General features: G+C 65.9%; 21 protein-coding genes. 13 read left to right on the top strand and 8 right to left on the bottom strand.

Annotated features, from left to right (window positions below):
• Positions 1 to 45: 45 nt before the first annotated feature.
• From QX124_RS05760 to QX124_RS05750, 3 genes are all read right to left on the bottom strand, one after another.
• Positions 46 to 915, bottom strand: coding sequence for a tetratricopeptide repeat protein (locus QX124_RS05760; RefSeq protein ID WP_315738962.1), 870 nt, complete (start codon positions 913 to 915; stop codon positions 46 to 48).
• An 85-nt stretch (positions 916 to 1000) separates the two neighbouring features.
• Positions 1001 to 1246, bottom strand: coding sequence for a PilZ domain-containing protein (locus QX124_RS05755; protein WP_315712872.1), 246 nt, complete (start codon positions 1244 to 1246; stop codon positions 1001 to 1003).
• Between the two features lie 136 nt (positions 1247 to 1382).
• Entirely contained in the window at positions 1383 to 3305 is a 1923-nt protein-coding gene (locus QX124_RS05750) for an FAD-binding monooxygenase (RefSeq protein ID WP_315796594.1), read from the bottom strand.
• A gap of 101 nt (positions 3306 to 3406) precedes the next feature.
• Between QX124_RS05750 and QX124_RS05745 the strand changes: the two genes are divergently transcribed.
• Positions 3407 to 3859, top strand: coding sequence for a MarR family winged helix-turn-helix transcriptional regulator (locus tag QX124_RS05745; RefSeq protein ID WP_315739133.1), 453 nt, complete (start codon positions 3407 to 3409; stop codon positions 3857 to 3859).
• Positions 3860 to 4031: 172 nt separating this feature from the next.
• On the opposite strand, the gene QX124_RS05740 is transcribed toward QX124_RS05745, so the two are convergent.
• Positions 4032 to 5582 (bottom strand): flavin-containing monooxygenase, encoded by a 1551-nt coding sequence (locus QX124_RS05740; RefSeq protein ID WP_409997660.1) that lies wholly within the window; start codon positions 5580 to 5582, stop codon positions 4032 to 4034.
• Between the two features lie 60 nt (positions 5583 to 5642).
• Between QX124_RS05740 and QX124_RS05735 the strand changes: the two genes are divergently transcribed.
• Both QX124_RS05735 and QX124_RS05730 read left to right on the top strand, forming a co-directional pair.
• On the top strand, positions 5643 to 6368 hold the full coding sequence (locus QX124_RS05735) for a hypothetical protein (protein ID WP_315796593.1): 726 nt from the start codon (positions 5643 to 5645) through the stop codon (positions 6366 to 6368).
• Between the two features lie 175 nt (positions 6369 to 6543).
• Positions 6544 to 7275 carry an alanyl-tRNA editing protein gene (locus tag QX124_RS05730; RefSeq protein ID WP_315796592.1) on the top strand — a complete coding sequence of 244 codons (732 nt, stop codon included), beginning with the start codon at positions 6544 to 6546 and terminating at the stop codon, positions 7273 to 7275.
• A gap of 147 nt (positions 7276 to 7422) precedes the next feature.
• On the opposite strand, the gene QX124_RS05725 is transcribed toward QX124_RS05730, so the two are convergent.
• A complete protein-coding gene (locus tag QX124_RS05725) occupies positions 7423 to 7914 on the bottom strand; it encodes an ATP-binding protein (RefSeq protein WP_315771462.1) in 492 nt (163 codons plus the stop codon).
• Between the two features lie 466 nt (positions 7915 to 8380).
• Here QX124_RS05725 and QX124_RS05720 point away from each other — a divergent pair, with 466 nt between their 5' ends.
• The 5 genes from QX124_RS05720 to QX124_RS05700 all read left to right on the top strand — a co-directional run bounded on the left by QX124_RS05720 (position 8381) and on the right by QX124_RS05700 (position 13900).
• A complete protein-coding gene (locus tag QX124_RS05720; RefSeq protein ID WP_315796591.1) occupies positions 8381 to 8761 on the top strand; it encodes a DUF2946 family protein in 381 nt (126 codons plus the stop codon).
• Between the two features lie 327 nt (positions 8762 to 9088).
• Complete coding sequence (locus QX124_RS05715) at positions 9089 to 11443, top strand: TonB-dependent receptor (protein WP_315796590.1); 2355 nt, start codon at positions 9089 to 9091, stop codon at positions 11441 to 11443.
• A gap of 270 nt (positions 11444 to 11713) precedes the next feature.
• Positions 11714 to 11986, top strand: a complete 273-nt coding sequence (locus QX124_RS05710) for a PepSY domain-containing protein (protein WP_315796589.1) — start codon at positions 11714 to 11716, stop codon at positions 11984 to 11986.
• 47 nt (positions 11987 to 12033) lie between these two features.
• Positions 12034 to 12615: a cytochrome b/b6 domain-containing protein gene (locus QX124_RS05705; protein ID WP_315796588.1), complete on the top strand. Its 582-nt coding sequence runs from the start codon at positions 12034 to 12036 to the stop codon at positions 12613 to 12615.
• 262 nt (positions 12616 to 12877) lie between these two features.
• Positions 12878 to 13900: a hypothetical protein gene (locus QX124_RS05700; RefSeq protein WP_315782781.1), complete on the top strand. Its 1023-nt coding sequence runs from the start codon at positions 12878 to 12880 to the stop codon at positions 13898 to 13900.
• Between the two features lie 234 nt (positions 13901 to 14134).
• Here the strand turns inward: QX124_RS05700 and ahcY are convergent, their stop codons facing one another.
• The 3 genes from ahcY to QX124_RS05685 all read right to left on the bottom strand — a co-directional run bounded on the left by ahcY (position 14135) and on the right by QX124_RS05685 (position 18281).
• Positions 14135 to 15556, bottom strand: coding sequence for an adenosylhomocysteinase (gene ahcY, locus QX124_RS05695; RefSeq protein ID WP_315771472.1), 1422 nt, complete (start codon positions 15554 to 15556; stop codon positions 14135 to 14137).
• A 121-nt stretch (positions 15557 to 15677) separates the two neighbouring features.
• The gene (metK, locus tag QX124_RS05690) at positions 15678 to 16874 is read right to left on the bottom strand and encodes a methionine adenosyltransferase (protein ID WP_315796587.1); all 1197 of its coding nucleotides are present in this window, start codon (positions 16872 to 16874) and stop codon (positions 15678 to 15680) included.
• A 57-nt stretch (positions 16875 to 16931) separates the two neighbouring features.
• Entirely contained in the window at positions 16932 to 18281 is a 1350-nt protein-coding gene (locus tag QX124_RS05685) for a hypothetical protein (RefSeq protein WP_315796586.1), read from the bottom strand.
• A gap of 287 nt (positions 18282 to 18568) precedes the next feature.
• Between QX124_RS05685 and QX124_RS05680 the strand changes: the two genes are divergently transcribed.
• The 5 genes from QX124_RS05680 (at position 18569) to QX124_RS05660 (ending at position 21627) form a co-directional block, all read left to right on the top strand.
• Positions 18569 to 18946, top strand: a complete 378-nt coding sequence (locus tag QX124_RS05680) for a DUF2147 domain-containing protein (protein ID WP_315738976.1) — start codon at positions 18569 to 18571, stop codon at positions 18944 to 18946.
• Positions 18947 to 19003: 57 nt separating this feature from the next.
• The gene (locus tag QX124_RS05675) at positions 19004 to 19696 is read left to right on the top strand and encodes an SGNH/GDSL hydrolase family protein (RefSeq protein ID WP_315796585.1); all 693 of its coding nucleotides are present in this window, start codon (positions 19004 to 19006) and stop codon (positions 19694 to 19696) included.
• 86 nt (positions 19697 to 19782) lie between these two features.
• On the top strand, positions 19783 to 20907 hold the full coding sequence (locus QX124_RS05670) for an acyltransferase (RefSeq protein ID WP_315796584.1): 1125 nt from the start codon (positions 19783 to 19785) through the stop codon (positions 20905 to 20907).
• Between the two features lie 135 nt (positions 20908 to 21042).
• Positions 21043 to 21294: a type II toxin-antitoxin system RelE/ParE family toxin gene (locus tag QX124_RS05665; RefSeq protein WP_315796583.1), complete on the top strand. Its 252-nt coding sequence runs from the start codon at positions 21043 to 21045 to the stop codon at positions 21292 to 21294.
• Between the two features lie 3 nt (positions 21295 to 21297).
• Positions 21298 to 21627 carry an addiction module antidote protein gene (locus QX124_RS05660; RefSeq protein ID WP_315777077.1) on the top strand — a complete coding sequence of 110 codons (330 nt, stop codon included), beginning with the start codon at positions 21298 to 21300 and terminating at the stop codon, positions 21625 to 21627.
• The last annotated feature ends 228 nt before the right edge of the window (positions 21628 to 21855 follow it).

Raw genomic sequence — 21855 nt, 5'->3', positions numbered from 1 at the left:
GTTTGTCGCGAGGGAAAACCGGTTTCCACTTTTCCGGATCATGCTCTAGTCGTCGGACCGGCTGAGCGCCCGCGCCAGCGCCTTGTCGGGCTCGCCGGCCACCGGACGGTCGCGGCGCGGCGACAGCTCGCGCTGCGCGATCTTGCGGCGCTCCAGGATGCGCTTCACATAGGCGACGCTGGCATTGGCCTGCTCCGGCGGCAGCCCTGAACGCGCGATGCTCTCGGCCTCGCTCATCCGGCCCTGCAGCCCGACGATGACGGCGAGATTGGTCCGGACCCGCGGGCTGGCATCGGGATGTGCGCTGGCCTTGCGCAACTGCTCCTCGGCCTTGGGCAGTTCGTTGGAGAGCGCGTAGGACAGGCCGAGATTGGACAGCACCGAGGGATCGTCAGGGGCGATCTTCAGCGCCGTCATGTAGTATTGCCGGGCCTCCTCGTTGCGCCCCATCTGGTCGAGCGTGGCGCCCTGCGCCGACAGGATGCGCCAGTCGGGATCCTCGGGCGAATGCGCGCGGCTGAGCACGTCGAACGCCTGCTGGAAATTGCCGTTGTCGGCAAGCGCACGGCCGTAGGCCGCCAGCAGCGCCTTGTTGCCGGGGCTGGCGATGCTCGCCTGCTCCAGCACGGCGACGGCCTGCGAGCGCTGGCCGGTGCCGCGCAGGGCGCTGCCATAGCGCAGCGCCACCTCGGGATCGTTGGGATTGGCGCGGAAGCGCTCGCGGAGCTGATCGATCTCGGCGCGCGGGTCGGCGGCGGCCGCGCGGCTCTTTTCGGGATTGCCGCCCAGTGCCCCCGTGACCTCGCTGAGATCGGTGGTCTGGCAGGCGCCGAGACCGAGCAGCACGGCCGTGAACGACAGCGCGAACGCGGCCGGCCGGAGCAGAGGGAGAGAGCGAAGGGGCCGCGTACGCATGCAACTGAACTACTTCGGGACCAGATGATCTGCACGCTGGCAGATTAACCCTAAGGTCCCGTTAAGCGGGCGCGGCCGGCCCGCCTCAATCGATGAATTCGGCGCCGAACTCGCAGCCGATGCGCCAGGCCAGCCGGCACTTGCGCTGGTGGTCGGGCGCGAAGACGATGGTGAACTGCGGGGGAATCTCGACGAATTCGGCGATCACCTTGACGCCGCCGTCGGAAATATCCGTGACCGTGCAGTCCCGCGGCAGGCTGCCGTTGCCATAGTGAATCTTCGCGATCCTCCTGCACAGCCGACGTTCACTCTTGCGACGGTTCGCCAACATCAACATTTCGACGTCTCACCCACTCAATCGTCCATTCCGGAGACCTCGTTTGTAGCAAGGAAACCTTGGGATCTGACTAGCGCAAAGGCCGGAAATCCGAGGGGCGGATTTGGGTTTCGTTTACCATCGGCGTGCCTCAGCGGACCGGCAGCAGCACGCCGTCGAAATACGCCGACAGTCTCCCGACGCCGTCGAGCGGCAGGACGTCGGCGACATACTGATCGGGCCGCACGATCACGATGCAGCCCGCCGCGCGATCGATGCCGCGCATCGCAAAGATGTCCTGGCCGCTCTTCAGATCGGCACAGAACATCTTCTCGTAGTCGATGAGGCCGTAACGCCCCTTCCGCGGCAGCAGCAGCTCCGGCATGTGTTCGAGCGCGAGCTCGCGATGCCCCTGCTGGAACACGGCGCGCAGATCAATCACGGAATCGATGTCGGCGCCCGCTTGGGTGTGGCGGCGCACGGGTGAGGCCGAATCCTCGCTGAGGAATTTGCACAGGCGGCGGATGGCGGACTCCGGCGCGGCTGGATCCTCCGCCGCCGCGAACGCAAAGATGCGGAAGCGGCCGTCGGCCTGGACGACATGGCCGAGCTGCACCGGCTTGGCATCGCCGAGCCGGATCACGGGCGCCGAGTGAAAGCGCTTGCCGATCACGAAGCCGGCGGCGAGCGGCTGGAAGGTGTCGTCGCCGGTGAGAACGGAGGGTCGATAGTGCGTGGCGGTGCCCGCCGTGTAGCGGCCGTGACGGACGAAATAGTCCTGGGTCTTGGCCGCATCGGCGCCGCCCTGCTTGGCGGCAGAGGCAAGAATTCCTGCCCATTCGCGATCGAAATCGATCAGCTCCTGGGCGATGGCCCGCCGCTCCGCCGAATAGCTGTGCAAGAGCTGCGGCGCGCAACGCTTGCCCAGGACGGCGGCGAGCTTCCAGCCGAGATTGAACGTGTCCTGCATCGACACGTTCATGCCCTGCCCCGCCTTCGGGCTGTGGGTGTGGCAGGCGTCGCCGGCGATAAACACGCGCGGCAGCCGCGTTGCGACCTCGGCCTCCGGCACGTCGTCGAACTTGTCGGTGATGCGCTGGCCGATCTCATAGACCGACCACCACGCGACCTCCTTCACCTCGAGCGTATATGGCGCGAGAATGCGCCGTGCCTTGGCGATCACTTCGTCGACGGTGATGTTGCGCCCCGCCACGCGCTCGCCGACCTCGAGCTTGGCAAGCTCGACATAGAGCCGGACGAGATAGCCGCCCTCGCGCGGGATCACCAGCAGGCTGCCGTCCTTGGCGGACTGGATCAGCGACTTGAAGCGGATGTCGGGAAAATCGGTCACGGCGAGCACGTCCATGACGCCCCAGGCATGATTGGCGGAATCCCCGTGCAGCTCGCGGCCGATCGCCTTGCGCACGACGCTGCGCGCGCCATCACAGCCGACGACGTAGCGCGCGCGCACCGTCTCCACCTGGCCTTCATGCTCCGGGTCGATGCGGTCGAAGCTGACGGTCACGCCGTGTGCGTCGACGCCTGCGGCCAGATCGATCCGCAGATCACGCAGCCGCCGCGCGTAATGCGGCTCGAGCTTCGCGGCCGACCGGCGCATCACGTCCAAGAAGAAATCGTGGACCCGAGCCTGGTTGAGCACGACATGCGGCATCTCAGACAGGCCGTCCTCGACGTCCTGCACGCGACCGCTGCGCGCGATATGCTTGCTGTCTTGGTCGCTCGGCTTCCAGAACGTGGTCTCGTTGATCCAGCACGCTTCCCTCAGCACTTTCTCGGCAAAACCATAGGCCTGGAACATCTCCATGGTGCGGCAGGCGATGCCGTCGGCCTGGCCGAGCAGCAGCCGGCCCGGCTTCTGCTCGACGATGCAGGTCCTGATGTCCGGAAAAGCGGAAAGCTGGGCAGCGAGGTTCAACCCGGCGGGGCCACAGCCGACGATGAGGACATCGGCCTCGGGCGGCAGCGGGCCGGTCGCGCCGGCGCTCGCGACACGTTCGGCCGCGTCGAAGATCTCGGGATCGCCCGGCTGGAAGCCATTGAGATGAAACTGCACGTGACCACCCTCCCTCGCTGTTCCTTATTGATCAGTATGCTGATCATCAGTATGCTTGTCAAGCTGGTGACAGGAGATTCGAATTGACCGAGATGCGGGACATGCCGGGGCACCTGGCACGCCGGTTTCAGCAGATCGCCGTGGCGGTGTTCCTGGCGGAGGTTGAAGCGGCCGGCTTCGACCTCACGCCGGTGCAATACGCGGCGCTGGCCGCGATCGCGGCCAACCCGGCCATCGACCAGATCACGCTCGCCGGCCTGATCGCCTATGACCGCACCACGATCACCGGCGTGATCGACCGGCTCGCACAGAAGGGCCTCGTCGTCCGCCGTGCGAGCGCGCGCGACCGCCGGTCACGGGAGCTGTTGATCACCGATGAGGGGAGAAGGACGCTGGAGGCGATCACGCCGGCGGTCGAGGCGGCGCAGCGGCTGATGGTGCGCGGCCTCAGCGAGGCCGAGGCGAACGAGCTGGTGCGCCTCATGCGCAAGGCGATTGCGGCCGCCAACGAACTCAGCCGCGCGCCGCTGCGGGAGGGGGCGGCGGAGCGGTAAGCGCCAAGCAAACTGCTGGTTGCTTACCCGTCATGCCCCGGACCGGTTCCGGGCATCCGCGTTCTTCCAAGCCCAACGACATCGATGGCCGGATCAGCCCGGCCATGACGATGTGGAGAGAGCCGCCCCAAGCTGACGTCATAGAGGTGAGCGCCGCACGCCCCCCCTTCCCTCACGAATACCGCATCACGCCGTCGTCGACCTTGCCGAAGCGCAGCGAGACGATGTCGAGGGCGTAGTTCTGGTACAGCCGCCACGGCCGCTTCGAGCCCTGCTTCGGCAGATCGGCAACCGCGCGCTGCACATACCCGGAGCTGAAGCTCAACGACGGCAGCGGCGTGACGCTGGCATCGTCATTGTGCGGCACGCATTGGCGATAGCCGTGCCGGTCCATGTAGTTCAGGAGCCGGCAGACATATTCGCAAGTGAGGTCGCATTTCAGCGTCCAAGACGCGTTGGTGTAGCCGAGCGTCGCCGCCAGATTCGGCACGTCGGAATACATCATGCCCTTGTAGTTGAGCGTCTTCGCGAAATCGACGGTGCGGCCATCCACGACAACCTCGATGCCGCCGAGCACCTGCAGCACCAGCCCGGTCGCGGTGACCACGATATCGGCCTCGATTTCGCGGCCGTCGGCGAGGCGCAGGCCGCGCTCGGTGAAGGTCTCGATCCCGGCCGTCACCACCGAGGCGCGCTGCTCGCGAATGGTCTTGAACAGGTCGCCGTCCGGCACCAGGCACAACCGCTGGTCCCACGGGTTGTAGCGCGGCGTGAAATGGGTGGCGACGTCGTAATCGGGACCCAGCGCGGCGCGCACCCCGCCCAGGATCAGCTGCTTGACCCGCTGCGGCTTGCGCCGGCTGAGCTGGAAGAAGTACATCCCGAACAGCACGTTGCGCCAGCGGATCAGGTGATAGGCGAGACCAGCGGGCAGATGCCGGCGCAGCTTGTTGGCGAGCGCGTCCTGCGCCGGGCGCGACACCACATAGGTCGGTGAGCGCTGCAGCATCGTCACATGCGCGGCGGACTTGGCCATCGCCGGCACCAATGTGACCGCGGTCGCGCCGGAGCCGATCACGACGACGCGCTTGCCGGCATAGTCGAGATCCTCAGGCCAGGCCTGCGGATGCACGATGCGGCCCTTGAAATCGGCCATACCCTTGAAGTCCGGCAGATAGCCCGACTCGTAGCGGTAGTAGCCGGAGCACATGAACAGAAAGCCGCAGGTCATCCGCACGGTCTCGACCGTGCCCTGCTCCGTCCGGCGCTCGGCCTCGACGGTCCAGCGTGCGTCCGCGCTCGACCACGACGCGCGCCGGACCCGATGGTTGAAGCGGATGTGGCGGTCGATGCCGTTATCGGCCGCGGTGTCCTGGACATATTTCAGGATCTGCGGCCCGTCGGCGATCGCCTTCGGATCGGTCCACGGCTTGAACGAATAGCCGAGCGTGTACATGTCGCTGTCGGAGCGGATGCCGGGATAGCGGAACAGGTCCCATGTGCCGCCGATCGCGCCTCGCCCCTCCAGGATCGCGAAGTGCTTGCCCGGGCACTTGTGCTGCAGATGATAGGCGGCGGCGATGCCGGACAGCCCGGCGCCGACGATCAGCACGTCGACATGCTCTGTTGACATGAGGTGTTCCTGGCGTTTCCTGGTGCGGCTTTCTTGCTCTGGCTGCGGACAGTCGCAACCCGGCTCGTCGCTGTCAAATCGCCGGCGCATTCGTCGTCGGTCAACCCTCCTCCGCTATCAGCGGGAAACACCCTCGATACGGATCTGGTGATGAACGCTCCCCACCCGCGCGACGACAGACCCGGCGACAGCGACAGCCGGGACGGCAGTGGCGCGCCGTCGCAGCGCATCGCCCTGGGCTTTTCGCTGTTCGCAATCGGGCTCGCAGCTTGGTCGCTCTTCCCGAGCTTTCCGGCCGGTCAGCTGATCGCGGTCGTCACCGTCATCCCGCTGCTGGCGCTCATCCTCACCTTGCGCTTTCCCGGGCGGTTCCGCATCGGCCTCGGCTCCGGCTACGGCGCCAATCTCGGCACCGGTTGCATCGTGGCGGCCGGCACGCTCGCCGCGCGCACGCTGTCGGACATCAACCTCGTCGACTGGCTGCCGCTGACGGCCTTCGCGACCGCGGTCGCGATCATTTTCCTCATCGTCGCCGCGCGGTTCGAAACCCAGCTCCGCCGCCGCGGCTGGCGGCTGCTGCTCGCCGCTCTCTTCGTCGCCGCCTATGCGTTCGGGGCGCTTGGTCAGTTCAACACCGCACTCGACCGCTCGGCGCCGGCGCTGCTGCGCAGCCGTGTGCTCGCCAAGCATCTCGGCCATAGCCGGCTCGCCACGCATCAGGTGACGCTCGAGCCGTGGGGCCCGTTCGCGAGAACCACCGATGCACATGTTGCGCAGGCGCTGTACGAAAGGTTGCAGCCGGGCGACACCGTGTGCCTGCGCCTGGGCGATGGCGCGTTTCGCATGCCGTGGTTCACGGTGGCGGCATGCCGCTGAGACCCGGCGCTGCGGCCGAGACAGGAACGGCCATTTGCGCAGCGCCGCGATGCTGCGTATCGTCGTAGCTTCGTGGCCCGCATGAGCGCAGCCATATGCGGGGCCTCACGCGCCGTCTCGATGAACCCGGATGTCGCTCCGCTCATCCGGGCTATGCGATTGCGAGCCGTTCTGCATGACCGACTTCCTGCCCCGCCCTTTCGCTGTCGATCGTCCCGACGTGCTGGATCTCGACATCACCGCGCTCGACGCGCGCCCCGGCGCGGTGCTGGTGGCGCGCTCGCCGTTCTATCCCGGCGGCGGCGGCCAGTTGCCGGACCGCGGCACGATCGCGTGGAACGGGATCGTCCGCGTCGTCACCGGGTTCGAGCCGACCGCCGACGGCATCTGGCACCTGATCGGTGATGACGCCATCCCGGACGGGGCGATCGAGCTGCGCGTCGATCCGGCGTTCCGGCAGCGCATGAGCGAGCAGCACACGGTGGCGCATCTCGTCAACAGTGCCGTCTACACGCTGTTCGACGGCGCGCTGCTGACCGGCGTCCGCATGACCGAGACCGACGAGTTCAGTGTCGATTTCGATCTGCCCAAGGTGGCGCCGGAGCAGCTGCGCGCGGTGGAGGACGCGGTCAACGCGGCGATCTCGGACGATCGCCCGGTCCGCGCCTTCGACATGGGCTACGACGAGGCGCAGGCGACCGCTGGCCTGTTCCGCGCCAAATCCGTCGCCCCGCCGCGCCAGGCCGACGGCCTGATCCGCATCGTCGACATCGACGGCCTCGACCGCCAAGCCTGCGGCGGCACGCATCTGGTCTCGACGGAGCAAGCCCGGCCCATCCGCATCGTGAAGGTGGACAACAAGGGCCGGCAGAATCGGCGCTTCAGGATCGGAATGCAGAGCGCTTAGGAGCGACTTGCAGCGGCTCACGACGCGTAGCCCGGATGAGCGAAGCGACATCCGGGGTCTCACGCAGTGTGCCGGTGAACCCGGATGTCGCTTCGCTCATCCGGGCTACGAGCGCGTTGACGATCGCTCTGTTTATTGCGAGCGGCATCACGTCCGATGCGCGATCACGTCGAATCCTTCCTCCGGGGTCGGCGCCACGAAGTAGGAGGTGAACAGGTCGAACTCCTCGTCGGTCACGGTGAAGGCGTGGCGGCCTTCTGCGTTGCGCGCGCGCAGCCGCGCCTTGCAGACCTCGTCGGGGACGTCGAGGTGATGCAATTGGTGCGGCACGCCGGCGGCTTCGAACAGACTGCGCATCCAGGCGCGGCTCGCCGGCGTGTTGGCGGGGAAGTCGAGCACGACCGAAACGCCGGCTCGCAACAGCGCGACGACGTGCGGCCCCATCACGCTGCGCAGCCGAGACGAATTGCGCACGTAGTCGGCCAGGGTGCTCTGCTCGCCGGGATAGAGCCGCGCCAGCCACTCATCCTCGGCAATCACAATGGTGCCTGAGCGCCGGCCGAGCGCGGCAGTGAGCGTCGATTTGCCGGCAGCGATCTTGCCGCACACGAGGTGCAGCGTCGGTTGGTTGGGAGACACGGATACAGACCTCGCATACGGCGCCTCTTCGGGCGCCAAGAGCATTCACAGGCAATTCTCACAGGCAGAAGCGCCCGGCCCGACGGATCAGGCCGGGTCGGTAATTCGGCTGCTGACGGCAGCGCCTGCGATGCGAATGCGGAAGGTCATGAGGCTATATTTGACAGATGTCGCTGACGGCGTCCAGGCCCGGCCGTCATCCGTCGCGAGACCGCGCCGCGATTGAGTTCGACTCGCAAGAATGGCCCGCGCGCGTTTCAGTCGCGCCGGCCGCTCGCGAATGAGTTGAAGTCACTTCACTGTGGCCGAATTGATCCACTGCGACGGGAGTCGAGCCGGCCGCGTGTCGTCCATTGCCAACCGGATGCCCGCTCCTGTAGGTAGTTGCGAGGGACGGGGGCGTCAGTCGGTGGCTCGTCAGGGGCGTCAACTACAAGGCATCGCATCAGGACGACGTGAGGCGCGCATGCGCTCAGCGCGGCGGCGCGCAGCGCTGTCGCGGCTCGGCGGCGCTCTCGTCTGGTTCGCGGCATGGGCCCTGATCTTCCAGTCCGCGCTGGCGCTCTCCGCGATGAGCGCTGCGGTTGCGGCTCCCGACACCGTCGCCATCATCTGTCAGAGCTCCACCGACGGTCCGCCGTCGGACGATATCGGCACTGCGGCCAAGCAATGCGCGAGCTGTCCGTTCTGTGCGCTCGGACGCGGCGTCGCCGTCCCGCACATACCCACCGTGGCGCGGCCGATGCCGGTGGTCGTGGCGATCCTGATCGAGCGGATCGACGTCGTTGCGGCGCTCCGGCCCGCGCTCGAACTGCCGGTCGCTCGCGGACCACCGGCGGCCGTCTAGGCCGATCACCCCAGACATCTCATCCCGTCACGATGCGGCCGGTCTCGTCCGCGCGCGCTGTGGGCTGCCGTCCGGCGGTCGCCGCAGCCGTGCCCGCAGCCGCCTCGTCGCGACATGTTCACGGGGCCACGGCGCGCTCGCCGCCAGACGCCTCTCCCATTCCTATTCCGAGATCCCATCATGGACCAATGTTCGACACCCGTCCGGCGGCGGTTGCTCCGCTCAACCACCGTGCTGACATCGCCTGCGCTGCTGGCATTCGCCCTTTCGAGCCCCGTGCTTGCGCAGGACCCATCGCGGGCTCGCTCTGCCGCCACGCTGCCGCAGGTGACGGTCACTGTCCCGCAGCCCCGTCCGGCCGCCCGAACGGCCGTCCGCCGCAGGGGCGCACATGCGGCGACGACCAATCCGGCAAGCGCGCCACCGCCGCAGGCGACCTCATCCGACGGCGTCGCCGCGCCTCCCGGCGCCACTTCGGTTGCGCCGGGTGACATCCTGGCGAAGCGCGCCATCACGAACGACACCGCTGCGCTGTTTGCCGATGTACCCGGCGTCAGCCTCTATTCGACCGGCGGGGTCTCGAGCCTGCCGGCGATCCATGGCCTCGCCGACGACCGCCTGCGCATCAAGGTCGACGGCATGGACACCATCGCCTCATGTCCCAATCACATGAATCCGGCGCTGTCCTACATCGATCCGGCCCAGGTCGCCGCAGCCAAGGTCTGGGCGGGCATCACTCCCGTGAGCGTCGGCGGCGACTCGATCGGCGGCACCGTCGCCGTCAGCTCGCCGGCGGCCCTGTTCGCGGCGCCGGGGCAGAGCCTGCTGACCAAAGGCAGCATCGGCACGTTCTACCGCAGCAACGGCAACGTGCGCGGCGTCAACCTGTCGGCCACCATGGCCACCGAGAACTACAGCGTCAGCTACAGCGGCGCTGCGGTCAAGGCAGACAACTATACGGCCGGCGGCAACTTCAAGAACTTCACCCTGAGGAGTTCGATCACGCCGGTGCTTCCCCTCGATCAGGTCGGCTCATCCGCCTACGAGACCAGGAATCATCTGATGGGCATCGCCTGGAGCAAGGACGGCCAGCTCATCGAGCTGAAGGCGGGAGTGCAGGAGGTCCCCTATCAGCTCTACCCGAACCAGCGCATGGACATGCTGGGCAACGATGCCTACAGCCTCAACCTGCACCATCTCGGCCGGTTCGACTGGGGCGATCTGGACACCCGCCTCTATCACCAGTCCGTCGATCACTACATGAACTTCGGCGGCGATCGGCTGCTCTCGTATGGCACGCTGCGCCCGCCGAACACGACGGGTGCGAGCTATCCGGTCAACGGCATGCCGATGTATACGCGCACCAAGACCAACGGCCTGACCTCCAAGGCCGACATCACGCTGTCGCCCCGCGACGTGGTCCGCGTCGGCGTCGACCTGCAGACCTATCGTCTCGACGACTGGTGGCCGCCGGCCCCCGATTGCGGCGTCGGCAACTGCATCGGCGGCATGGCGCCGCTGACGTTCTGGAACATCAACGGCGGCAAGCGCGACCGGGCCGGCGTGTTCAGCGAGTGGGAGGCGAAGTGGAGCCCGTCCTGGCTGTCGCTGCTGGGCGTGCGGTTCGAACGCGTCGAGACCGACACCGGACCGGTCGTCGGCTACAACACCAGCACCACGCCGCTGACATCGGGGTTCATGTCCGGCATGTACGAGACGAGCTCGGTCGGCTCCCGCGCGGCGTTCAACGCCATGGATCGCTCGCGAAAGGACAACAATGTCGATCTGACGGCGCTGTTCCGGAATACGCCGAGCGCCCATCTCACCTTCGAGTTCGGCGCGATGCAGAAGACCCGGTCGCCAAATCTGTACGAACGCTATTCTTGGTCGCGGAACACCATGGCGCTGGAGATGAACAATTTCGTCGGCGACGGCAACGGTTATCTTGGAAACCCCAATCTGAGACCCGAGGTCGCCCATACCGTGAGCTTCACCGGCGCCTGGCACAGCGCCGACCATGAGGCCGAGATACGGCTCACACCCTATTACACCCATGTGCGCGACTACATCGATGCGGTGCAGTGGAAGGCCGCCACCAACACCGCTGCCGTGCCTGCCGTCGCCAACCAGTTTGTGATCATGAAGTACATGAACCAGCAGGCACGGCTGTACGGCTTCGATCTGTCCGGCAAGGTGCCGCTGGGCAGGACGCCGATCGGCGATTTCGGCCTGAAAGGTGTCCTGAGCTATACCAACGGCAGGAACCTCGACACCGGAGGTGGCCTCTACAACATCATGCCGATCAACGGCAAGCTGACGCTCACGCACCGGCTCGACGGCTGGGACAGCGGCCTCGAGCTGGTGATGGTGGGCCGCAAGTCCGACGTCTCCGTCGCGCGCAACGAGCTCAAGACCCCGGCCTACGGCCTGGTCAACCTGCGGAGCAACTACAGCTGGCAGAAGCTGCGCATCAGCTTCGGCGTCGAGAACCTGTTCAACAAGCTCTACTACCTGCCGCTCGGCGGCGCCTATATCGGCGAGGGCGCATCGATGTCGTTCAACAAGGAGGCCGGCACCGTCGCTGCCACCGGCGGCGGCGTATCGGGCACCGCGACGATGTGGGGCACCGCCGTTCCCGGTCCCGGACGTTCGTTCTATCTGGGTGCGAACCTGGAATTCTGACGCCGGCATTCGCATCTCGCCCTGTCCCGCCAGCGGGACCGGGCGAGAGCGGACGCCAGACGACCACAGTGTCGCGATGAGCAGCGCGAGCGAGACGTAACGTCGCGCATCACACCGTCTGCGATTCTCGGCTGAAAAATCGCGGCCCTGGCGAATTTGGAAAAGCTCTAAGAGCAATTCCAGCCGCCGCTCCGTTGACACATCGGGGCGGTTGCCGTCTCCACTGATCCCACGATGCATCGTATTTGTATTTGCTCATTGGAGGGATTGATGAGACTGACCATTGCGGCCGCGCTCGCTGTCGCGTTTGCCGCCATCTCGCCGGCCTTGGCGGACGGCTACAAGGACTGCACCAAGCTCGACAAGGCGTCGTGGAAGCCGGCGGCCGAGGCGGAAGCCAAGGCGAAGGATGCGGGCTACGAGGTGCGCCGCTCGAAGGTCGAGGGCACCTGCTACGAGGTCTACGGCGTCAAGGGCGACAAGCTGTATGAGCTGTTCTACAGCCCGGAGGATCTCAGCCTGAAGCACACGATCGCCAAGTAGTTGGCGCAAGCGTCGTCCAGCGTGCTGGATGACCTGACGTGAGAGCCATGCACGGCACAGCCCCCCGCGCCGGCCTGAAACACCGGGACGCCGCCGAGACAGTACGGGTCTGGGACCTGCCGCTGCGGCTGTGGCACTGGATGCTGGCCGTGCTGGTGCTCGTCGCCTGGGTGACGCCGAACGTCCATGACGGCCTGCACCGGATCGCGGGCTACGCGATCCTCGGACTGCTTGCGTTCCGCCTGATCTGGGGCATCATCGGCACCCGCCATTCGCGCTTCCGCAGCATCGGCGCCCGGCTGCGCGCGACGCCCGCTTATCTGTGGAATCTGCGGCGCGGCAGGACCGGACGCTATCTCGGGCTGAACCCTGCAGGCACGGCGATGCAGCTCGCACTGCTGCTTCTGCTCATCGTCTCCGCGGTGACCGGCGCGATGCAGGTGACCGTGCGCTTCTTCGGCCTCTGGTGGGTCGAGGACACCCACGAGGTGACGTCATATCTGCTGATCCCGCTGGTGGTGCTGCATGTCGCCGGCGTGGTGCTGGTGAGCCGCCTGCAGCGCGAGAATCTCGCCCGCGCCATGCTGACAGGGCGGAAGCTGCTGCGGCGCAGCTCGCGCGCGAGCTGACCGGACGGCTCAGCCGAGTACGGCGTAGGGCGTCAGCCGGAGGCCCTGCGGTCTCCATCATCTGTCGTCGCCGAACGATCGTTCGCGGCGAATCGCGCCACACCCGGAACTCACGAGCGTTGCACGCAGGCCACAGTTCTCGCAAAAGCTGCGCGGGCGCGGAGATGCGTTATTGCGCCGGGCCGTCTTGCGCCGAACAATCGCAGGTATCGGATGCCTGACCGCCCCTCACCAGCAGGGGCTCGGATTTTGGGGAGGCCGGATGATGAGCTCGCAGCAGCTTTCGACGCGTGCGTTGTGTCGGTCCGTTGTCCTGATAGCTTGTGCGGCGGCATGGCCCGCGGCCGCCGCCGAGATCGAGGCGGCGACGCCGCCTGTCGTCGCGGAGCCGATCGCGACGTCGCCGCAGCCGACCGCAGCCGAGCCCGCGCTGACGACCGCGTCGATCACGCCATCGGCCGTCCTGCCAGCGGACGAACAGGCCGCGCCCAGCGCAGCGACCGAACCGCCTCGGCCCACTGTCGCCAGCGCCGACCGCATCGAGATCCTCGACGAGTGCCCCGCCATCGATGCCTGCATCGATCGCTATCTGTGGGCGCTGTACGAGCGCGCGCCGAAGCTCGACAAGATCCGCGAGACCGAGCGCCGCGTCGTCACGGTCAAGCGCAAGGGGCGCATGGTGAAGGTGACGCGCAGCTTCACCAAGCTGGTCGACAATGACTTCACCTGGAAGGATCCGAAGGCGGCCGAGCGCGTCGGCCGCAGCATGATGGAGTACGTGATCGGCGGCATGGACCGCGGCTTCAAGCTGAAGCTGTTTCACACCTTGCACGCCGCCGAGGCCGCGGGTCTCGCGCCGGGCATCACCAGCGGCTTCCGCGACGATTATCGCCAGGAGATCGCGAGCGGGCTGAAGGCCGCGACCAACCGCTCCTATCACGGCGGCAGCCTGCGCGGCGGCTACGGCCATGGACTCGCAGCCGACATCGTCAGCGTCAACGGCGCGACGCGCGCGCAGCGCTGGGTGGCGACCGAGCAGTTGTGGAAATGGGTCGACGCCAACGGCAAGAGCTTTGGCATCGGCCGGCCCTATCTCGATCGCGACCCGCCACATGTCGGCCCGGTCGACGGCGAGGAATATGCCAAGCATCGCGCGCCTGCGGTGAGGGTGGCGGCGGCGGAGACGAAGAAGGGCAAGCGGATCGCCGCGCGACCGGAGCATCATGCGGCAAAGCGCACGAAGGCGGTGCGCGCGTCGGCGCTGGCCTCGCGGCGGACAGGGTGATTGTCACGTACACTGCAGGTGGCAGTATCTCGTTGATTTCGTAGAGCGCACACTCTCTCCGTCATTGCGAGGAGCGAAGCGACGAAGCAATCCAGAGTCGCACGCGACACCCTGGATTGCTTCGCTTCGCTCGCAATGACGACGTCCCATCTTCGGAGCATCGATGACGACAAAACAAAAGGCCGGGGCAATGCCCCGGCCTTCACCATCTCCGCCGCGCGTCGCGCCGGATTATCAGTAGCGGTAGTGGTCCGACTTGAACGGGCCTTCCGGCTTGACGCCGATGTAGGAGGCCTGGTCGGGGCGCAGCTTGGTGAGATTCACGCCGATCTTGGCGAGGTGCAGCATCGCCACCTTCTCGTCCAGCGACTTCGGCAGCACGTAGACTTCCTTCTTGTACTTGCCGTCCTTGTTGTTGGCGTAGAGCTCGATCTGCGCCAGGGTCTGGTTGGTGAAGGACGCCGACATCACGAAGGACGGGTGGCCCATCGCATTGCCGAGGTTCACCAGGCGGCCTTCGGACAGCAGGATCATGCGCTTGCCGTCGGGGAAGGTGATCTCGTCGACCTGCGGCTTGATGTTGGTCCACTTCAGGTTCTTCAGCGAGGCGACCTGGATCTCGTTGTCGAAGTGGCCGATGTTGCAGACGATGGCGCGATCCTTCATCGCGCGCATGTGCTCGATGGTGATGATGTCCTTGTTGCCGGTGGCGGTGACGAAGATGTCGGCGCGCGGCGCAGCGTCCTCCATCGTCACAACCTCATAGCCCTCCATCGCCGCCTGCAGCGCGCAGATCGGATCGATCTCGGACACCATGACGCGGCAGCCGGCCTGGCGCAGCGAGGCGGCCGAACCCTTGCCGACGTCGCCGAAGCCCGCGACCATCGCGACCTTGCCCGACATCATCACGTCGGTGCCGCGGCGGATGCCGTCGACCAGCGACTCGCGGCAGCCATAGAGGTTGTCGAACTTCGACTTGGTGACGCTGTCGTTGACATTGATCGCGGGCCACAACAAGGTGCCGGCCTTCTGCATGTCGTAGAGACGGTGCACGCCCGTGGTGGTCTCCTCCGAGACGCCCTTGATCGACTTGGCGATCTCGGCGAAGTAGCCCTTCGGCTTCTCCTTGAGCTGCTTCTTCAAGAGCGCGAAGAACACCTCCTCCTCCTCGGAGGCAGGCTTGTCGAGGAACGCCGTGTCGCCGTTCTCGGCGCGCAGGCCGAGATGGACGTACATGGTGGCGTCGCCGCCGTCATCGAGGATCATGTTGGGATGGCCGCCGCCATGCCAGTCGAACAGCTTGGCGGTGTAGTCCCAATAGTCGACCAGCGTCTCGCCCTTGACGGCGAACACCGGAATGCCGGCAGCGGCGATCGCCGCGGCGGCGTGGTCCTGGGTCGAGTAGATGTTGCACGAGACCCAGCGGATGTCGGCGCCGAGCGCCTTCAGCGTCTCGATCAGCACCGCGGTCTGGATGGTCATGTGCAGCGAGCCCGCAATGCGCGCGCCCTTCAGCGGCTGCTTCGGGCCATACTCCTCACGCGTCGCCATCAGGCCGGGCATCTCGGTCTCGGCGAGCGAGATCTCCTTGCGGCCGAACTCGGCGAGCGAAATGTCCTTGACGATGTAGTCGGTGAAACCTGGCTTGGCGGTCATGTGGGGTTCCTGTTTGTCAAAAAACGTCATTCCGGGGCGCGTAAGCGCGAACCCGGAATCCATCACTTCGAGATTCCGGGTTCAGCGCTATCGCGCTGCCCCGGAATGACGGCCCTAACAACTACACCGCGCGCTTGAACGCTTCGGCGAGGTCGGTCTTCTCCCAGGAGAAGCCGCCCTCGTTGTCCGGCGTGCGGCCGAAATGGCCGTAGGCCGCGGTGCGCGCGTAGATCGGGCGGTTGAGGTCGAGATGCGAGCGGATGCCGCGCGGGGTAAGGTTCATGACCTCGGCCGCCGCCTTCTCGAGCTTGTCCTCGGAAACCTTCCCGGTGCCGTGGGTGTCGATGTAGATCGACAGCGGCCGCGCCACGCCGATGGCATAAGCGAGCTGCAGGGTGCAGCGGTCGGCGAGACCGGAAGCGACGATGTTCTTGGCGAGGTAGCGGGCGGCGTAGGCCGCGGAGCGGTCGACCTTGGTCGGATCCTTGCCGGAGAAGGCGCCGCCGCCGTGCGGAGCCGCGCCGCCATAGGTGTCGACGATGATCTTGCGGCCGGTGAGGCCGGTGTCGCCATCGGGACCGCCGATGTAGAACTTGCCGGTCGGGTTGATGTGCCAGATCGTGTCCTTCGTGATCCAGCCCTTCGGCAGCGCCTCGCGCACGTAGGGCTCGACGCGCTCGCGCACCTGCGCCGAGGTCATGTCCTCGACCAGGTGCTGGTGCGAGACGACGATCTCGCGCACGCCGACCGGCTTGCCATTCTCATAGCGCACGGTGACCTGGCTCTTGGAGTCCGGGCCGAGCACCTTCTCGACTCCCGAATGGCGGGCTTCCGAGATCAGGCGCAGGATCTTGTGGGCGTAGAAAATCGGCGCCGGCATCAAATCGGGCGTCTCGTTGCAGGCGTAACCGAACATGATGCCCTGGTCGCCGGCGCCCTCTTCCTTCACTTCGCCCGGCTGCAGCGCGTCGACGCCCTGCGCAATGTCGGCCGACTGCGGATGCAGCAGGATCTCGATGTCGCAGGTCTTCCAGTGGAAGCCTTCCTGCTCGTAGCCAATGTCCTTGATGGCCTCACGGACGACGTGCTCGATGTGCTCGTTGGTAACCGAAGCCGGGCCGCGGGTCTCGCCGGCGATCACGACCTTGTTGGTGGTGGCGAGCGTCTCGCACGCGGCGCGGATCTGCCAGGGGTCGATGCCGGCCTTCGGCCCTTCGCGGTAGAACAGGTCGACGATCTCATCGGAAATACGGTCGCAAACCTTGTCCGGATGGCCTTCGGACACCGACTCCGAGGTGAACAGATATGACGCGCGCATCAAGCAACCCCTTCTTCGCCGCCCACGGCGGTCGTTTGTATTGATCCCTAAGGAATGTCAGTCGCGACGCCGCGAGATGACGTAGGACTCGTCGTAGAACCACAGCCCGTTGTGCTTTCGCAGAACCTCTCTGGCGGCGTCGAGCGCACGAGACGAGTGTGCGACCTCCATCAGGCGGTCTTCCTCGATCTGCGCGACATACACCGCCGCGTTCCAGGCTGCAAAGGCCGTCGAGGTTCCGATGGTACCGGTGACCTCGTTGGGCAGAGCCTCCATCTCATACCTGAAAATCGAGCGATTGTCCGCATAGGCGTTAAAATTTAAGTCCCGCCCACTGGACCCCAACTCGTACTTGACGGCGCGCAATAGCTCATGGCGGCTGACCGAGAAAGGATTTTCTCCGGGCCAGACCGCCTGGATGATCTCCAGGCCCGGATCCTCGCCATGGGAGTGGATTCCGATCAGCCGCCCGCCCGGCTTCAGCGCCCTCGCCAGCGGTGCGATGATGCGCTTGGCGCGGAAATTGACCGAGGAACGGGCCCGGTAGGGCTGCGAGGCGATGATCAGGTCGAAATTGGCCTCGACCCGCCCGGCCCGCGGGATGATGCCGTCGAGCAGGAAGCGGTGATCCTCGCGGTAGAGCACCAGCGCGATCGGCCGCTCATAGACCGGCATGCCCGTGCGCTGGGAGACGTTGGCGCGCCAGTTCTGCTCCAGGAACGGCTTCAACGCCGCGATCTGGGTCTCGAAATCCCCCGACGAATCGCCCTGCAGCACGACCTCGTGCCAGATCATCGATGCCGCCACCGACGGCGAGGCCGGGGTCAGCCAGGGCGCCTCGGCATAGTTCATGTTGGTGAACACGAACACGCTGGCGGGGTGCTCGAACAGCCGGTCCGGCACCTTTTCCAAGGTCAGCCGGACGTCCTCGAGGCTCAGCTCCTTGCCGGCGACATAGAACGGGATGTGGGGAAAGCGGCCATGCATGGTCCGCAGCACCTTCGACAGCACGGTGCCGTCGCCGACGCCGGCATCGAACAGGCGCAGCGCCGGGGGCCGGGGATGGATGCTGGCGAGCTCGAGACCGACGCGTTCCGCCACCACCCGCTTCTCGCTGCAGGTGTGCACGAACAAGAGATATTTCTGGCGATTCTCGAAGAAGCGGAAATTGCTCTTGGGATCGCGCTTCTCGGGCACGACATCGAGCCGCGGCGGCGGCAGGGTGCCGGTGGATGCCGCGATATAGGCCTGGATGCGGTCGAGCGTGTCGATGGTGATGCGCTTGCCCTCGCGCAGCCGCTGCACCAGCTTGCCGTCGTTGACGGCGCGCCGGCCGAACGTCGACTCCGCCATATCCGACTGGCGGCAGAACTCCGTGATCTGGGCGAGCAGCTGGTCGTTCTTCATTCGGCCCGGCGGGGTGGGAAACATGAGTGGGCAGCGCGCCCCTGGCCCAACCTCCTAGCACCATCTGCCCACCATTGGAAAGAGCCCGAACCCGGAACCTTCCGGACGCAGAAACACCGGATACGCCGCTGTCGCGCCACATCGGCACGCCCGGTCGCGAGGTGCAGCATGTCCGAACCTGCTATCTTTGTTGAACAATGGAGACGAAGCGTATCGCCGTCGGCCCGCCGCATCGCCGACACGATCCGCCAGCAACAAGCTCGTCTCGAAGGATTAGGGAGGCACGCATGATCGGTCGTTTTGTCCTTGGACTTGGGTTCTCGCTCGCGCTGGCCGCAGGCCCGGCGCTCGCCGACGACGTCACCGGCGTCTGGCTGCGCGAGAGCGGCGCCTCCAAGGTCAAGTTCACCCCCTGCGGCGGCGCCATCTGCGGCACACTGGTCTGGATCAAGGAGGGCACCGACACCCCGGCCAAGGTCGGCCAGCGGCTGTTCTCCGGGATGAAGCCGACCGGACCCAATGCCTGGGCCGGCAGCTACAGCAATCCCGATGACGGCAAGACCTACGATGCCAAGATGACGCTGTCGGGCGGCACCTTGACGACCGCGGGCTGCGCGCTCGGCGGCATCGTCTGCCGGTCCTCGACCTGGACGCGGGCGAATTAGAGCTCCGTTTGCGAATTTGCACTACGGTCTCACCGATCGAGGGCACCAATCGTCCACATGGCAGCGAAGGCACAGGCGCGACTGGGTTTTGTGCTGTTTGCGGTGATTGCCGCGGCAGCCGCGACGTTCGTGCTGGTGCGCCGCTCTGCGGCGCCGTCCGGCAGCGACCACCGGACGGTTCGCCAGCTCATCGTCCACTACAACCTGCTGGCGCGCCCCGATGATCCGATCATCGTGCTTGGCGACAGCATCGTCGAGGCGGCGACGCTGCCGGCCAGCGCCTGCGGGCATCCGGTCGTCAACGCCGGTCTCGCCGGCGCCGGGACGCGCAGCGACCTCGCCGGCTGGCTCAAGCCCGCACTCGGGCCGAAACGGCCGTTCGCGATCATCGTCTCCCTCGGCGTGAACGATGCACTGACCGCCAAGCCCGACTCCAGCGAGGTCTTCGCTGGACGCTACGAGGCCCTGCTGCGCGAGCTGTCAAAGCTCACCACGCGCATCTTCATCGCTGAGTTTCCCCTCGTCGAGGCGCGCGGGCCATTCACGCCAGCCATGGAGAAGGCCGCCATGGCGAGCATCGCCGGCTACCGCGCCGAGCTGCCGGACCTCGCGAGGCGCACCGGCGCGACCTTCCTGCCCCTGCCGCCGATGGAGTCGCCGTTCACGCTCGAAGGCATTCATCTGAATGCCACAGGCTATCGATCCTGGGACCAGGCGATCCTGCAGGGAACCGAGCTCGCCTGCCGCTGATCCCCGCAGGCAGCGAAAACAATCCTTCACTTCGCGCCGGCTAGGATTGGGCCGCACATCCCGTCGAGACGGTTAACGATCACCGCATGGCCCTGCCCTACACATCGACATCGCCTGGGACTCACAAGCTGCTCGGGCTCGAGCTGCTGCGTTTCCTCGCCACCATCTCGGTGCTGCTGTGGCACTACCCGCACTTCGCCTACATCGCCGATGCCCCCGTCGATCTCGTCCGCAGCGAGCTGCCGTTCTACAATGTCCTGTTTCCGTTCTATGAGCTCGGCGAATACGGCGTCGTGATCTTCTGGTGCATCTCGGGCTTCATCTTCTTCTGGAAGTACGGCGCGATCATCCCGGATGGCACGGTCGATGGCTGGACCTTCTTCGTCAACCGGCTGTCGCGGCTCTATCCGCTGCATCTCGCAACGCTGCTGCTGGTCGCGGGTCTGCAGGCCCTCTATGTCGCGCAGCACGGCGTCTTCTTCGTCTACCAGAGCAACGATCTCGCTCATTTCGTCGCCCAGCTTTTCATGGCGAGCGACTGGCTGCCGCCGACCGGGGTCAGCTTCAACGGCCCGATCTGGTCGGTCTCGATCGAGGTCCTTGTCTATGCGGTGTTCTTCCTGGCGCTGCGTTTCGTCACCACATCACCGCTGTTGAACCTGGCGATGATCCTGGCCGGCATCGCGAGCGGGACACTGGTCGGCAAGTGTTTCGTGTTCTTCTATGCCGGCGGACTGGCCGCCATGGCGCGGCAGAGCGTCGCCGATGCCTGGTATCGGCCGAAGCTCGAGGCCCTCGCTTTGAGCGCGGCTGTCGGAATTCCCGTCGCTCTCTGGATCTCCGGCATTGAGCTGGCCGAGCGGGCCGCAGCTCTGCTGCTGGTCACCACGCCGATCCTGTTGTTCGCCTGCGCGAGGCCGATCGCCCTGCCGCGGCGCATCGAGAACCTGCTGCAGGCCGCCGGCAACATGACCTATTCCTGCTATCTGCTGCACTTCCCGATCCAGCTTGCGATCGCACTGGTTTTTGGCTTTTTAGGACGAGCAATTCCATACGGCAGCCAGTCGTTCTGGATTGGCTTCATGGCGCTGACCCTGTCGGCGGCGTACGTCACCTATCGCGGGTTCGAGGCGCCAGCGCAGCGGCTGATTCGTCGCGCACTGCTACGCAAAAACGAAACGGGGCGGATTGCTCCGGCCGCCCAACCTTGATCGCAAGACCGCCGAGCCCAGCGCTCGGGCAGGAGGGCATTGCCGGCGCGCCTCGCTCTCGCATCCTTGCACCTCTGTACCTTTTAAGATACACTCTTTCATGCTCGAAATCCGGCAGACCAGCGAATTCAAGGAATGGCTTCTTGGTATGCGAGAGCAAAGGCACGTATTGCTGCCCGCATTGCCCGTGCTGAAGGTGGCAACCTCGGGGACAGCAAGCCCGTTGGTGGGGGCGTCTCCGAAATGCGGATCGATTACGGCCCCGGCTATCGGGTCTATTTTCGCCAGAAAGGCAACGTCTTGGTGATCCTGCTTTGCGGTGGTGACAAGAGCACCCAGCGTTCCGATATCCGGCGCGCTCAAGAACTGGCCGAGAGAGAGGGGTAGCGAATGGCAACAACGCGCTTCGATGCCGCGGAATATCTTGCAGAGCCGGAGGCCCAAGCCGAGTTTCTGGCCGCGGCGCTTGAGGACGGCACCGCTGATGAAATCCGCGCCGCGATCAACACAATTGCCCGGGCGCGCGGCATGTCGGAAGTCGCAAAGGCAACCGGCATCCGTCGCGAACAGCTCTATCGGGCGCTTGGTGAAGACGGGAACCCGGAGTTCGCCACCATCCTGAAAGTGCTCCGCGCTCTCGGCGTGAAGCTCACCTCGGCTCCGCCTAAGACGGCTCCGAAGCGGAAGACCACCAAGAAGGCGGGCCGCCGGGCCGCGTAGTGAGATCTTCGAGATGGCATTGAATGTGCTGGTCGTTACCAGCCATTCAGCAGATCATCGGCCTCTTGCAACAGAGCCAAGACCCGACGGGATTGCTTGGGCGGCTTGATGAGTCCACCTCGGCCAGACCTATTGAAATCGCAATCGTCAAAATCAGGTCACGGACATGGCGGCTCTTGCATCCATCGCCGTGAAGGATCGCCGCGCATTTGCCGCGGCGATCCTGTC

This window comes from Bradyrhizobium sp. SZCCHNRI3043, assembly GCF_032377735.1.
GTDB lineage: Bacteria > Pseudomonadota > Alphaproteobacteria > Rhizobiales > Xanthobacteraceae > Bradyrhizobium.
The sequence above is the reverse complement of the archived record's forward strand: the minus strand, read 5'-3'. Positions and strand labels throughout refer to the sequence as shown.